Raw genomic sequence first — 12514 nt, 5'->3', positions numbered from 1 at the left:
ATGGGTAACGGTGACTACATGCTGCCGAATGGTCAACTCCTTTTAAATCTAGATTAGTTTCATGAAAATAATTTGTGAGCAAACTGCAATCTAGCTAATATTGATTTCAACAATTAATTCACTAAATCAAACATGAATTTAAATCAGTAGTATTAATTCTATGTTTAGAAAAATATTATTCACAACACTCCTGATTTCATTTAATGCACAAGCCGACTGGGTAAAAGTAGCGTCTACGCTCAATGATGATGCTGTTTTTTATGTCTCCAAAGATAGTATAAAAAAGACGGGCACACACCAGAAGTGCATGGGAACTCGTTAACCATCCAAACTATTCAAGAGAAGGCTATTTATCTGCAAAAGTACAGCAGGAATATGATTGCAAATCCGATAAGGTTAGATTGCTATCGGCTTCTGCTCACAGTGAATTATTTGGCAAGGGTGTCACTGTCACGACTGCTCAAGAGAGACCCCTACCATGGCAAGAGATGCCTAAAGGCTCAGTAGCCACTTTTGCTAGAGACTATATTTGCAGCCAAAAAGTAAAGTAACTCATACATCAACTCAAATTTATAACAACATTGGATTTATTGCCATTTGAATCTGTCCACTTTGCCGCTATCGTTCCATACTGACCAGCTTCCATTAAGACAACTCTCAGTGACGACCTGAGTATCTCTTCAATCAGGAACTTTTTATCCTCTGGGACAAGATATTCTTCGTGGATTGGAATGATGGGTAGTTTCATAATCTCAGCAAACATGAGAACTTGAGTTGTTATTGCACCATCAAAGCCCTGAAGTTTTAGTCCGATACCAGTTCCAATCATATCTATGAAGTCTGTATGCTGAAACTTAAACTGACTAATAAAAGCTCTTATTTCAGATAAGCTCTTAAATATTGGATTTCCTTGGCGAACCGCCTTAGTTTTAAAGGTTTTAATCTCAAGCTCACCCGTTTCATCATCAATCCACCAATGAGTATTTCTTAAAGATTTCTCAGCAGATTTCTCGCTATCGGCGTTAAAAAGAGTATTGATTGCTTTCTTACGAATGCCTCTATCTAAATACTCAAATCCTCTTACATCGTAGACCTCTTCACTAAATTTTCCAAACAAACCACCCTCTTCTTCTTTACCCTTAAAAGCCCTCAATATGAGCATAGGATGACACTGGGTGATGTCTAGGCTACCGACAGATTTTCCACCGATTGTGATGCTGTTTCTGACGCTTTTGGGCTTGTTCTGGAAGTTGCAATACCACCTGCCACCCTTGCCGAATGTCTCAGTGAATTGCCTCGTTAAAAGCAGTTCTGAGGGTGCTATGAGGTCACCATTAGCCCACCTTGCTTGATGCTCTCTGAGGCGGTTTAAATTGCTCTGCACAAGGCTTTGATGCCTTAAATAGTTCTCTGTCAAATAGAAGCTTTCTGGCTCTTCTATGACTCTCTTCTCCACATCTTTTCGAACAACACAGGGTAGGTCAGGATTAACCGTTAAATCTTCAAATCCAAGCCAAGTCAGTAGACTTTTGAACTTATCAGTAGCTCTATAAACGGTTGAAAGCCCTTGTTTATTTTTTGCTAAATGAGGCGGAATAGCACCTTTGACCACTTCAACCCATCCAAGCTCTCTGGCACAGTTAAAAAGCTCAAGAGTTCTGCTGGTCATCCAGACTTGCTTTCGCTTGCCTTTGCTGAAGTACTCCTCTTTTGTTGTGAACCTAAATAAACCATCATGTAACCAGATTGAGGCAATCAGCTTCTTAGCATCTCTTGGTAGCTTGTCTCTGTTTTTGATTCTTTGTCTGGTTCTACAGTATTCATTTACCAAGAGCTCTGCAGCCTTATAGACCTCTTGATGCTCTGAATAAGCCTTGATTCCTAAGAAGACGATGTCCTCCCTTACGGCTTCCCTATACCCCTGAAGACCCCCTAATGAGTCCTGAGAATAAGAAGAAGGAGAGGTAGAAGAAATATTATTCATTATTACCTTCAATAGAGCTTTCAGTGTGCGGTATCAGAGCTATTTAAGTACTTGTAGTTATTGATAATTCATAACAGCTAAAGAATACACAACTACAAGAACCTTAGAGGCTTAATTGCCTATTATTTAAGCAAATAATACCGATAATTCAGAGGCTTCAGAGGGTGCTAATTTGCTATATACACTCGTTAATCTGAGGACATTCTATATCTACACTCAGAACTCAATCTTCTTCCAAGAATCTGCTCAAACCTGGCTTCATCATCATTCACTGCAGCGAAGATTCTGAAGCATGTATCTGTGTAATTACTACCAGTGTTGTAATGACTAAGGACAGAGTAACCAAGAACAGCAAGAAGAATGAAGCAAATAGATTTATAGGACTGTGGACTCATCTTTATTTCCTATTCTTGTGTAAGTTATGACGCTCAACGAAATTGATAGCATCGTAGGTCATACGATTTAGGTCCTTGAGTAGCTGCAATTGCTGACTGACATCAGTCCAAGAATTAATACTGAGTTGACTACAATTATTGAATCCAGTCTGCATGGATAGGGTAATCCAGAACTCGTTCTTATCCTTCAATTCAGCCTTGTATGAGGCAAAACCCTCAATTTCTGGATAGAAAGCCGCCTGTTTTTCAGCATCAAGGACTGGCTTAACTTTCTCGTAGGGGTGACGAGGTATGTAGCAATCTTGTTCGTCACCGATGTTCTCTATGGTCATATCTAACTCCTTTGTTAATAGATATGCCTCTGTATCAGTTTTGAAATATCAAAGTCAAGGCTTTCTGGCAGGATTTTGATATTTATTTCTATGGTAATCTTTATTTGTGAAATCAATAATAAGCCTATTAGCACTAACTGTACTTGGTGGAGCTGTGCATGCAGCAGAGCCAGTGAAGATGTCTAAGTCTGGGATTTGTCACGCACCGAACACAACTTATTACAAACAAACCAAGAATTACACCCCATACCCAACATTACAAGCTTGCTTGAATGCAGGCGGAAGGATGCCCAAGAAATGAAATTCATTTCTATTTTTACTTTGTTGTTAGCAACATTCGTATCGCCAGGATGGGCTAGTGAACTGAGATTAGCCTGTAAAGGTTCATCATATGATTTTTCAGTGGATGGTAATCCCAGACCGCCGCACACTTTAAATATTTATGCTTTGAATGGTGTCGTTAGTCTTAGTGATACATTTTTTCTACCTATAAGGGAAACTCTGTTCGGTATAAGATTTACGAAGAATCTGATGCTACGATTAAATTTAGGTTTCTACCCGAAAAAACTAATTTAATATATGTTGGTGAGTTAAATAGATACACTGGTGAGTTGTTGATTCATGAACTAAAAGATAATGGTGTAAAAAGAGACGGTAACTATATATATGATGTGGGCAAGCATTACAGAGGCGAATGTTCTACTACAAGTAAAAAATTCTAATTAAACACCACCTTTTCTTTTTTTTGAAATAATTTCTATATATGCTTGCTCAGCACTTAATCCATCGGCAATCCTCTTCCTAAATGTCTCTTTTGGAATACCCAATTCAGATGCGGCTTTTGCGATTGAAGAGTAGTTGACGCCATTAACTGACAATTCAACTCCGCCAAACTTTGAAGATAGGGGTGGCTTGATAACTCCAAATGCCTCCTCAAGACTCCATCCTTTTGACTTGTATCTATCGTGAACTAGTTTATAGTCAATTTGAAGAGCTTTTGCTGCCGCCCTCAGACTTGTATATGTCTTCCCGCCCAATGTTATCTCCTGTGGTTTGCCTTGCCAGTTCTTAGCAACCAAACCCGCAGCCTCTTCTGGAGTCCATTTAAGGCGATTAATTCTCAGAGAAAAAACACTACTATCAATTCCGTAATACTCAGCAGCCTGGGCAACACTAGGAAACCTCTTGCCATTTACAGTTATTGATTTAGCAGTTCCCAGAGAACCTCCAACTGCTGTGTTGTAGCCATTCTTAATAGAATTTCTTTTTGCAATCTCGTCAATTTCTTGAGATTGCAGCTCATCAAAAGAACCAGCATCACTCCTTAAGAGCTTTATGGAGAATGAGTTCTCGCCATACTTTCGGATTGCATTACTCAATGCATTTTTTCTCCCTCTTCTAGCAGCTGAAAAGTGAGATTTAAGTCTTTTTTCCAAAGACCCAATTGTTATACCAACATATTGCTTATCACTCTGAGTGTTAGTTATCAAGTAAAGCTTGTAACCTTCAGTATCAGGAATTGGCTCAACGCCATTAGTTGTTGTTCTTGTGATTTTCCATTTCGTAGCTCTTGCATGACCTTCAAAATTTCTAAATCTTGGAGGAGCATCCTCTTGATTTAATGCCTGAGAGAGAGTCCACCCTCTTTTAAGACGCCTACTTAATACACTTGAGTTAACCTTGTAAGCCTCCCCAAGAGCTTGAATAGAGTTAAATTTGACACCATCAAAACTAATTTGGATAGAGTTTCCACCGACCTTCTTTTTTAGATTGCCTGAAAAAGCATCATCAATTGAATAACCGTATCTAATTCTTGCAGCTATCGTACCCGCATTCAAATTTAAAACTTTGCATGCCTCATTAATTGTTCTATACCTCTCACCCTGAACAATAACTTCTTTACCATGCCCCGCCCGTTTTTTGTTTTCCAAACCCACGGATTCTTCCACTGACCAACCATCTCTTACCCTTCTAGCTACTGTAGAAGGATGAACCTTGTAGTGACGAGCAAGCTCGACAATTGAGGGAAATGAGATTCCAGCACAGACGATAGAAGTAGGCTTAACCATTTATGTCAGTCAAATATTGAATGGTCGTCATCGATAAAATCAGGCTCTGAAAATAAGTTATTTTGAACATCCTCCAATATAGCCTTAAGTCGCTGATGGGTGTTTTGAATATATCTTGCTGTAACACCTTTTTTCTTGTGGTTCAATATTTTTCCAATAGCATCCAAGTCATATCCGCACTCATCTGCAACAGTTGCAACAGTTCTCCTGAGGTCGTGAGCAGTAAATTTAAACCCTATTGCCTCTGAAAGACGGTTAAATGTTCTACTTGCTGACATGGGCTGCTTATCCGAAAGCGGACTTGGAAAAACATATAGACTTTTAAGACCATATTTAAGATTAGCTCTTTCAGCGAATCTACGCTTGAATAAATGCTCTGTTGCAGATGTCATTGGCAAGGTATGGTTTGTATGATTTTTAGTATCTATAGCCGTAAATGTCTTTTGCTTAAAATCAATATTTACCCATTTCATCTGAAGTGCTTCCTCAAGCCTAAGACCCGTGTGCATCAAAAGCCATGCTAAATCAGCATCTTCCTCTTGAATAGGTCCTTTATATTCGGGATGACTACAAACTCTTAAATCGAAATAAAGGCTGTCTCGCTGCTCGGCATTGAGGAATATCTCTTTTGGCTTTAGAGCCCTTCTCACCTTCTTATCTTTTAGCACTAGAACTGGATTACCTTTGGGAAGTAATTTCTCACCAGCTGCGTCATCACTTGAGAAAGAATTGAATACTGCAGAAAGGTAACGAAAGGCTCTTTGAGCCTCACCCAAACCAACCTCATTATTTGGAATGGTCACAGCCAAGGATTCAGTAACTCGTCTTTTATCAATCCTAGTTTTCTTGAGTAAGACCTCTTTTTTAATTTCCTGAAATCGAGTTAAACAGTCATCTCTTGAGATATCAGCTAATGGTCTCTTATACCAGTCACCAAACCTTCGCTGAAGTGTTGATAATGCATCTTGTCGTGTCTTAGGCTTCCAATGAGCTAATTCTGAATATTGTTCAACCGCCTGAGCAAGAGTGAAACCTCTAGCCTTTGATACTTTTTTAGCATGCTTTCGCTCTGCGTTAGGGTTAATGCCCTGAGACATCTTAGCTAACTCTCTTTTAGCCAATTGGCGAGCCTCAACTGAAGAGATAAGGTCTGCATTACCCAAAGTAACGGTTACAGTACCCCCACCCTTAACTCGAGCACGAACCGCCCAAACTGATTTACTTTGTCTTTCACGCCTATAAAGCGATGATATGACTTTGTCTTTTTTCCATTCCATGACACACCTCCAGACAACACTTGGACAACATAAGAATCAATATTATCATCTAGACAACATATAGACAACATTTAACTACTATAATAAAAACCTAGTAAATCCAATTAAAATATAGGTTTTAAGTTAATTAAAGTTTTATATGGACTTAGATTAAAAGACTGTTAATCCGTAGGTCCCTGGTTCGAGCCCAGGTCGAGGAGCCAAATTAAAACCCTGTTTGCTTAATCGCTACAGGGTTTTTTCATATCGATTCTCCCGAGTCGGCACCCCTGAAGCCCCCAATTAGCTTAAGAGCGTATATGTGGCGGTAGGTATCAATGGTAAATTTGCAAAAATCATTCAATATCAACTCCCTAGGAAATCTCACATGACAGCAAGAAACATCTCTATCAGCCTTTTAACTGCTTCTTTGTTAGGTTTATCAGCTGCAGCAGTAGCTCAGCCTGCCAATACTCAGAATAGAACAACTGCAGCGGCTGCTGTAGCAGGTGACCGTGGCCAGATCTTTAGTGCCACTGTGACAAAGATCGATCAAAAGAACCGTGTGGTGTCTTTTAAGAATCAAGATGGTGAGTTAGATATTGTTGCTGGTCCAGAGGTTAAGAATTTTGCTCAAATCAAAGTTGGTGATCGCTTGGATGTGGCTTACGAAGTTGCGGTAGCCATTGAATTGGTTAAAACTAAAAACAATGACATCCGTAGCCGTGAAAAGGTTAGCGATGTAAAAACTGCACCAGCGGGTGCAAAGCCAGGTATGGTTAAAACCAACATTGTTAAAACAACTGCCAGCGTTGAGGCGATTGATAAGAAAAAACAAATTGTTTCTTTAAAAGGTCCTAAAGGCAATATCGTTGAAGTAAAGGTGAATAACCCAGAACTTCTAAAAGGTATCACTACAAAAGATCAAGTCGACGTCACTTACGCAGAAGCAATTGCTGCGGTGATCAGCACCCCTAAGAAGTAATCTGAATTAAGTACTTCTTGTATAAAAAAAGCCTCTGAATGTTTCAGAGGCTTTTTTGTTAGTGCTGGTATCTATTTTGGTATCTATGTTGATAATGGTAGATCACTTACCTAAGAAGATATCCTTAAACTCTTTTTCACCAATAGCTTTTTGAACCGTGAAATAAGTCAGATAGTGAACAATGATGAGCCAATAGATGAAGGCAATCATGAAAAGGTTGCGAGGTTTAGCATGACCAAACTCTAACAAGCCTTCTAAGAATGGCTTACCGTGGAGCAAGTACCCTTCTATACCTAAAGCATTGGCATGCAAGATCATGACCAAGACCACGTAGATCAATGAATGACCCAGTAGCGACCATAAAATAGGTTTGCCTTTGTTAACCTTAATAGGCAAAAGCATTTCTACAGTAATTAAGAATTTGCCCACAATAGCTGCTTTGATCAATGCCACAGTGACAGAGAAAACCGTATCAGAGCCATCAACACCCAGATGGATTAACTGAGACTGGTTATACAAACCAATGGCATAAAACCATACAGCCAGATAGCCGGTCGCAATCAAAAACTTTTTGGTTTCATGAACTGTACCGTGCTTGATTTTTTGCCAGCGCGTTAATGTTTCTGTTGAATGGGATGTGTCACTCATAAATAACCTTTAATAATTTTTTTAAATACTTTTTAAACATTTGTTATTAGTACTTTAGATGGCCGGACCACCTAAAGATAAATACAAGTTAATACGTTGCATCAAAACTTCTAACTGCCCCTGCTGTTCATTGGAATGGGCCGCATGGGTTTTAATTTTTTGTTGCAAGACTTGGCGCTGATCAATCCTACCAATGGCGAACTCCGCATCCGTACTGATCTGTATATTTTTTTGGTTTTGATAGATTTGATTAAGTTCTGCATATCGGGCATGCCAAATTTGCTCGCCGGATAAAGCTGATTCAACCTCTCTAAAGGCATTGAGACCAACCTTAGCGAAGTTAGCAAAGGCTTGCTGAAGTTCCGCTTCTTTAGCGTTAACTTGCTGCTCTAGTGCCCCGCCGGTAAATATAGGTAATGCCACACCAACACCCGCACTAGGATTAGCTGCATCAGCCTTTAAAACAAAGACCTCACTACTGATCCTGCCAAAGCCTGCCGTCAAACTAACGGTTGGCAACCGAGTAGCCTCCGCCACTTTCACGTTATAGCGAGCGGCATCCACACGAGCTGCTGCCGACCGTATATCAGGCCTCCTCTCTAGCAACTCGGATGGCACACCGGTAGACATCATGGTTGGTAACTGAGGCAACTGGTTATTCTTTAACGGCGTTCCAACTGGATAACGCCCCACCAAAATATCCAATGTTTTTAGTTGTTGTGCACTGGCATTCTGAAGATTGAAAGCTCGATCTTTTGCTTCGGCAAGGTTGATTTCTGCCAATGCGATATCTTGTTTGGATGAAGCACCGACTTTCTCACGTTGCTTAACATGGTCTAAGATTTTCTCTTGGTGCTTGACCGAATCCACTGCATTGCTAGCTTGATAACTCAATACTCTTGCCGTCCACAAGGTTTTAGCCAGGTTCGCCATATAAGACAGTTGGGCAGATTCTTGATCTGCTGCAACAGCCATGGCATTTTGTTGAGCACTAGCGTAACTGGCTCTAACGCGACCCCATAAATCCAGTTCCCAATTAGCACCGATGTAATAACCAGAGGTGCCAGATCCATCCATACCCATTTTGGAACCGGTTTTGCCTTGAGCGCCTACGTTGGGATAGAAAGATCCACCAACAGCTTTCATCATTGCCTCGGCTTGTTCACGTCTCGCCGCAAATACCCTTAGGTCAGGTGCTGATTGCAATGCCAATTTTGCCAATTCTGATAATTCTGGATCATTGAATGACGCCAACCAAGCGATGCTAGCAGTGGAGCTAGTGGATACAAGATTGTTTGGATGAGCTGAGCTGTTCTTATACTTTTCAGGCAAGGTCACGCCCGGCAACGATTGCTCTAGGAGATCCGCTTTTTTAATGGGCTCATCAATAGCGCATGCGCTGAGCACCATCAAGGCACTCAGTGGCAAGAACTGCCATAAAAATTTGGAGGAAGGCTTACGCATCAATGGAGCTTAGGAACGATATAGTTAAATTTGCTATAAACACGCAGCATGACTTTTCTAACAAAGTGCAAGAAGCTCATGTGGTCGGTATAGATCGCACCATGCCCCACAGCACCAGCAGCGATTAACTCAATATCACTGCCCTTTTCTAAAACCAATTTCACTGGGAATCGATTCGGAATAGCTGGACGCAATCCTGTTTGAGGTAGATCACCACTCGCATTAACCTGTCCTTGGCGTTGCGCCCAAATAATGGTTTCAACCTTGGCTTTATAGATTTGACCTGGATTGGTCGGCACGTAAAACTCTGCTTCATGACCCGGTTTAATCTGGTGAAGCTCATTTTGATAGAACAACATAAAGACTTGGGGCTCATCCTCAATGAAGCTCATGGCAGCCCTTAATGGGCTTGCCACCAAGAATGTGCCCGGGCGCAGTTGCGCATTAATAACCGTTCCGTCATTAGGTGCACGCACAAGGGTTTGCTCTAGCTCCCAATAAGAGTTGTTTGCTTTTTCTTGAAGCTCTTCATAATCCGCTTCAGCTTTTTCTAGATCAAATCGATTACCAGAGCCTGTTTTAACTAAAGCCTGGTTTTCTTGAACGCGCTTTTTAGCCAATTTGAGCTTGGCATTTAAGGCATTCACGGAAGCTTGGTAGGGTTCAGGGTCAATCTTAAAAAGCACATCACCCTTTTTAACGCGTTGGTTATCAGTCACCCCTACTTCAATCACTCTTCCCTTTACCTGGGGAATGATAGGCACCTCATGACGCGTGACTCGAACATCTGAACTACTCGGTGCAAAGATGTTCATGAGCAGGATCATGATGAGGACAAAAATAACAGGCGTGGCAAATACGATGATTTTGGAACGCTTATTCCAAGGGTAAAGCTTGCGCTTGAAGAATACCCACCATACGACCAAAGCATAAAGAACTAAGATGATTTCTAGCATGATCCATCCTTAGTTTCTTCTGATTTTTTATTGGATTGAGCAATCGCGCTGACCTGATCCTTCGATAGAGGAACAATGGCTGGCCGGAGATGAGCCCAAACAAAAGCAATCGGCCAAAATAAACCACCTGAAAAACGAGACACCATGCACATGGCATGAATGGCTTCTTGTTGAGGATGCTGGCGTTTTTCAGCAATCTTACTAGGCAAGTAATGAATCTGCCAATAAACAATCCCCAAAATAATGGGAATAATGATGATGGCAATCCAAGAGACGATATCCGCCAAAGAATCGACAAAGCCAGCCGCCTTAGCAGATTGGGAAAGTAGTAATAAAAACCCCACAAGTAAACCTTGTTTCAGTACACGGGGGTTTGAGTGCATCAGACTCATGGATTTATTCCATCTAACAAAAGTGATGCCATTATCCGCTAAAAATACCCCCATTTAACAGTGAGTTATTTGAATTTATGGGGTGTCCGGGGGCATCCAAGCATTCTCATTTAAGGAAACGTAAAAGCCTGATTATTTTCTAGTACAATTCTGGTCTTACCTGAATATATTCACTTTTTCAGATATGCCCTGGTGGTGGAATGGTAGACACGCCGGTCTTAGAAGCCGGTGCCGAGAGGCGTGAGAGTTCGAGTCTCTCCTGGGGCACCATCAATCGATACATTTATTGGCTCATCAAATAGTGAGGTTCGTAAATGGATTTACACATCAAACAAAAAGTAGCCCTCGTATTTGGTGCCGGTAGTGGTCTAGGTCAAGCCATAGCCATTGCTTTAGCCGCTGAAGGTGCTCGCGTGGTTCTAGCTGGGCGAACAGCAGAAAAGCTTCAGTCAACCGCAGAAAAAATTAAACATCTGGGTGGCGAGTCATTGGTTCTTCCTTGGGATTTAGCCAAAGCAAGCGTGATTGATCAGAATTTTTCTTTGATTGAATCGACTTGGGGCAGCGTGGATATTTTGATTAACAATACCGGTGGACCTCCAGCCACTCTGGCGCAGGGGCAAGATCCGGCTTTATGGTTAGAGAAATTTCAAGAAATGGTTTTATCCGTGATCATGATCACTGACCGAGCATTACCTGCCATGAAGAAGAAACAGTGGGGGCGCATCATCACCTCTACTTCATCAGGTGCTGTGAGCCCTCTTACTAATCTTGGGATTTCCAATACCTTAAGAGCTTCCTTGCACGCTTGGTCTAAAACACTCGCCAATGAAGTAGCCGCTTCAGGCATCACCGCCAATATTGTTGTACCAGGTCGAATTGCAACGGATCGAATTAAATCACTCGACCAAGGACTTGCTGAACGTCACAATAAAACAGTGGAAGAAGTGGCTCTTGATAGCCTCAAAAATATTCCAATTGGACGTATTGGTGAACCGAAGGAGTTCGCAGCTGTTGTAACTTTTTTAGCTGGCCAACCAGCAAGCTACGTGACAGGTTCTGTAATTCGTGTCGACGGTGGCTTGATCAGCACTATTTAATTGATCAAGCTTTGATATCTAAAGCTTCTAGCTCCGCATCCGTAAATCCAGCAGCTTTTCTAGCGGCATAGTTAAAGGGGCCTCTGAGTTTAGGAGCTTCGTATTGCTGAGCCAGATTTGCATAGGCCTGTATAGGGTCTAATTGTTGGCGTTGACATTCGTAGTTAAACCAACGGTTACCAATCTCCACATGCCCCACTTCATCGTTCAGAATGATTTGAAGAAGTCTGACTGCTTCATGATCATGGGCTTGCTCGAGTTTTTCCTGAATGGGTGGCAATGCATCCAAACCCCGAGACTCCATCGTTCTGGGCACTAAAGCCATCCGAGCCAAAATCGAGTCAGTTGTTTTACTGACCATCTCCCACAAACTGTTATGCGCAGGAAAATCGCCATAACTGAAACCTTGAGACCCTAGATAACCATTGAGCAACTGAAAGTGATACGCCTCTTCTGATGCTACTTTTAGCCAATCTTCGTAATAGTCTTGGGGCAATCCTTCAAAGCGCCAAATCGCATCAAGAGCTAAGTTAATCGCATTGAACTCAATATGCGCCAGCGCATGGATTAACACTGCCCGACCTTCTTCAGTCACCATCGAGCGACGTTTCACCAAGCCAGGATTGACCAATAATGGCTTTTCCGGGCGGCCTGGGATCTGAATCGTATCCGAGTTAATTTTTTCTGTTGGGGCGATCTTGACTTGACCCTGAAGATATTGCTCACGTAAAGCCTTCACTGCCTGACACTTGGTATCAGGGTCATTCAGGCTTAAACATTGCAATGCTTGGGCTCTTAGTTCTAATGTCATAGTTTTCTCTTGGAGAGATTATCTCGCAATTAATCTGGCCACACACACTTAAAAAGTATATTTAAGGACCTTCACGATGGATAGGCGCTCAGCTACACTTAAGACCTCACTTTAAAGGCGAT

At 41.5% G+C, this 12514-nt stretch carries 11 protein-coding genes, 1 tRNA gene and 1 pseudogene; 4 read left to right on the top strand and 9 right to left on the bottom strand.

Going from position 1 to position 12514, the window contains the following annotated elements; translation table 11 throughout:
- Window positions 1–296: 296 nt before the first annotated feature.
- Window positions 297–551 (top strand): annotated as a pseudogene (locus tag ICN28_RS09590) (surface-adhesin E family protein); the annotation flags it as partial.
- Window positions 552–559: 8 nt separating this feature from the next.
- On the opposite strand, the gene ICN28_RS00610 reads toward ICN28_RS09590, so the two are convergent.
- The 4 genes from ICN28_RS00610 to ICN28_RS00595 form a co-directional block, all read right to left on the bottom strand.
- A complete protein-coding gene (locus ICN28_RS00610) occupies window positions 560–1984 on the bottom strand; it encodes a hypothetical protein (protein WP_216285434.1) in 1425 nt (474 codons plus the stop codon).
- A 397-nt stretch (window positions 1985–2381) separates the two neighbouring features.
- Window positions 2382–2711, bottom strand: coding sequence for a hypothetical protein (locus ICN28_RS00605; protein ID WP_216285432.1), 330 nt, complete (start codon window positions 2709–2711; stop codon window positions 2382–2384).
- A gap of 722 nt (window positions 2712–3433) precedes the next feature.
- Window positions 3434–4780, bottom strand: coding sequence for a GIY-YIG nuclease family protein (locus ICN28_RS00600; protein ID WP_216285430.1), 1347 nt, complete (start codon window positions 4778–4780; stop codon window positions 3434–3436).
- Window positions 4781–4785: 5 nt separating this feature from the next.
- Window positions 4786–6057: a site-specific integrase gene (locus tag ICN28_RS00595; protein ID WP_216285428.1), complete on the bottom strand. Its 1272-nt coding sequence runs from the start codon at window positions 6055–6057 to the stop codon at window positions 4786–4788.
- Window positions 6058–6424: 367 nt separating this feature from the next.
- On the opposite strand from ICN28_RS00595, the gene ICN28_RS00590 reads away from it, so the two are divergent.
- Window positions 6425–7021 (top strand): hypothetical protein, encoded by a 597-nt coding sequence (locus ICN28_RS00590; RefSeq protein ID WP_216285426.1) that lies wholly within the window; start codon window positions 6425–6427, stop codon window positions 7019–7021.
- Between the two features lie 102 nt (window positions 7022–7123).
- Here ICN28_RS00590 and ICN28_RS00585 read toward each other — a convergent pair whose 3' ends face one another.
- The 4 genes from ICN28_RS00585 to ICN28_RS00570 are packed head-to-tail and all read right to left on the bottom strand — an operon-like array spanning window position 7124 to window position 10481.
- Window positions 7124–7669 carry a hypothetical protein gene (locus tag ICN28_RS00585; RefSeq protein WP_216285425.1) on the bottom strand — a complete coding sequence of 182 codons (546 nt, stop codon included), beginning with the start codon at window positions 7667–7669 and terminating at the stop codon, window positions 7124–7126.
- 54 nt (window positions 7670–7723) lie between these two features.
- On the bottom strand, window positions 7724–9133 hold the full coding sequence (locus tag ICN28_RS00580; protein ID WP_216285424.1) for a TolC family protein: 1410 nt from the start codon (window positions 9131–9133) through the stop codon (window positions 7724–7726).
- A complete protein-coding gene (locus ICN28_RS00575) occupies window positions 9133–10089 on the bottom strand; it encodes an HlyD family secretion protein (protein ID WP_216285423.1) in 957 nt (318 codons plus the stop codon). The genes ICN28_RS00580 and ICN28_RS00575 overlap by 1 nt, the downstream gene beginning before the upstream one ends.
- Window positions 10083–10481, bottom strand: a complete 399-nt coding sequence (locus tag ICN28_RS00570) for a DUF3302 domain-containing protein (protein WP_216285422.1) — start codon at window positions 10479–10481, stop codon at window positions 10083–10085. Before ICN28_RS00570 ends, ICN28_RS00575 begins: the two co-directional genes overlap by 7 nt.
- Window positions 10482–10667: 186 nt before the next feature.
- Between ICN28_RS00570 and ICN28_RS00565 the strand changes: the two genes are divergently transcribed.
- Both ICN28_RS00565 and ICN28_RS00560 read left to right on the top strand, forming a co-directional pair.
- Window positions 10668–10751 (top strand) — tRNA-Leu (locus ICN28_RS00565).
- Window positions 10752–10795: 44 nt separating this feature from the next.
- On the top strand, window positions 10796–11581 hold the full coding sequence (locus ICN28_RS00560; RefSeq protein WP_216285421.1) for an SDR family oxidoreductase: 786 nt from the start codon (window positions 10796–10798) through the stop codon (window positions 11579–11581).
- Window positions 11582–11585: 4 nt separating this feature from the next.
- On the opposite strand, the gene ICN28_RS00555 is transcribed toward ICN28_RS00560, so the two are convergent.
- Window positions 11586–12392 carry a ferritin-like domain-containing protein gene (locus ICN28_RS00555; RefSeq protein ID WP_216285420.1) on the bottom strand — a complete coding sequence of 269 codons (807 nt, stop codon included), beginning with the start codon at window positions 12390–12392 and terminating at the stop codon, window positions 11586–11588.
- Window positions 12393–12514: the final 122 nt, after the last annotated feature.

Origin of the sequence: Polynucleobacter sp. 30F-ANTBAC (assembly GCF_018882385.1) — a bacterium.
GTDB lineage: Bacteria > Pseudomonadota > Gammaproteobacteria > Burkholderiales > Burkholderiaceae > Polynucleobacter.
This window is presented reverse-complemented; position numbering and strand designations above follow the sequence as displayed.

Excerpts from the sequence above, each read along its gene's own strand:
- ICN28_RS00610 (WP_216285434.1), bottom strand. The coding sequence starts at position 1,984 with ATGAATAATATTTCTTCTACCTCTCCTTCTTCTTATTCTCAGGACTCA.
- ICN28_RS00590 (WP_216285426.1), top strand. The coding sequence starts at position 6,425 with ATGACAGCAAGAAACATCTCTATCAGCCTTTTAACTGCTTCTTTGTTA.
- ICN28_RS00575 (WP_216285423.1), bottom strand. The coding sequence starts at position 10,089 with ATGCTAGAAATCATCTTAGTTCTTTATGCTTTGGTCGTATGGTGGGTA.
- ICN28_RS00605 (WP_216285432.1), bottom strand. The coding sequence starts at position 2,711 with ATGACCATAGAGAACATCGGTGACGAACAAGATTGCTACATACCTCGT.
- ICN28_RS00555 (WP_216285420.1), bottom strand. The coding sequence starts at position 12,392 with ATGACATTAGAACTAAGAGCCCAAGCATTGCAATGTTTAAGCCTGAAT.
- ICN28_RS00560 (WP_216285421.1), top strand. The coding sequence starts at position 10,796 with ATGGATTTACACATCAAACAAAAAGTAGCCCTCGTATTTGGTGCCGGT.
- ICN28_RS00570 (WP_216285422.1), bottom strand. The coding sequence starts at position 10,481 with ATGAGTCTGATGCACTCAAACCCCCGTGTACTGAAACAAGGTTTACTT.
- ICN28_RS00595 (WP_216285428.1), bottom strand. The coding sequence starts at position 6,057 with ATGGAATGGAAAAAAGACAAAGTCATATCATCGCTTTATAGGCGTGAA.
- ICN28_RS00600 (WP_216285430.1), bottom strand. The coding sequence starts at position 4,780 with ATGGTTAAGCCTACTTCTATCGTCTGTGCTGGAATCTCATTTCCCTCA.
- ICN28_RS00585 (WP_216285425.1), bottom strand. The coding sequence starts at position 7,669 with ATGAGTGACACATCCCATTCAACAGAAACATTAACGCGCTGGCAAAAA.
- ICN28_RS00580 (WP_216285424.1), bottom strand. The coding sequence starts at position 9,133 with ATGCGTAAGCCTTCCTCCAAATTTTTATGGCAGTTCTTGCCACTGAGT.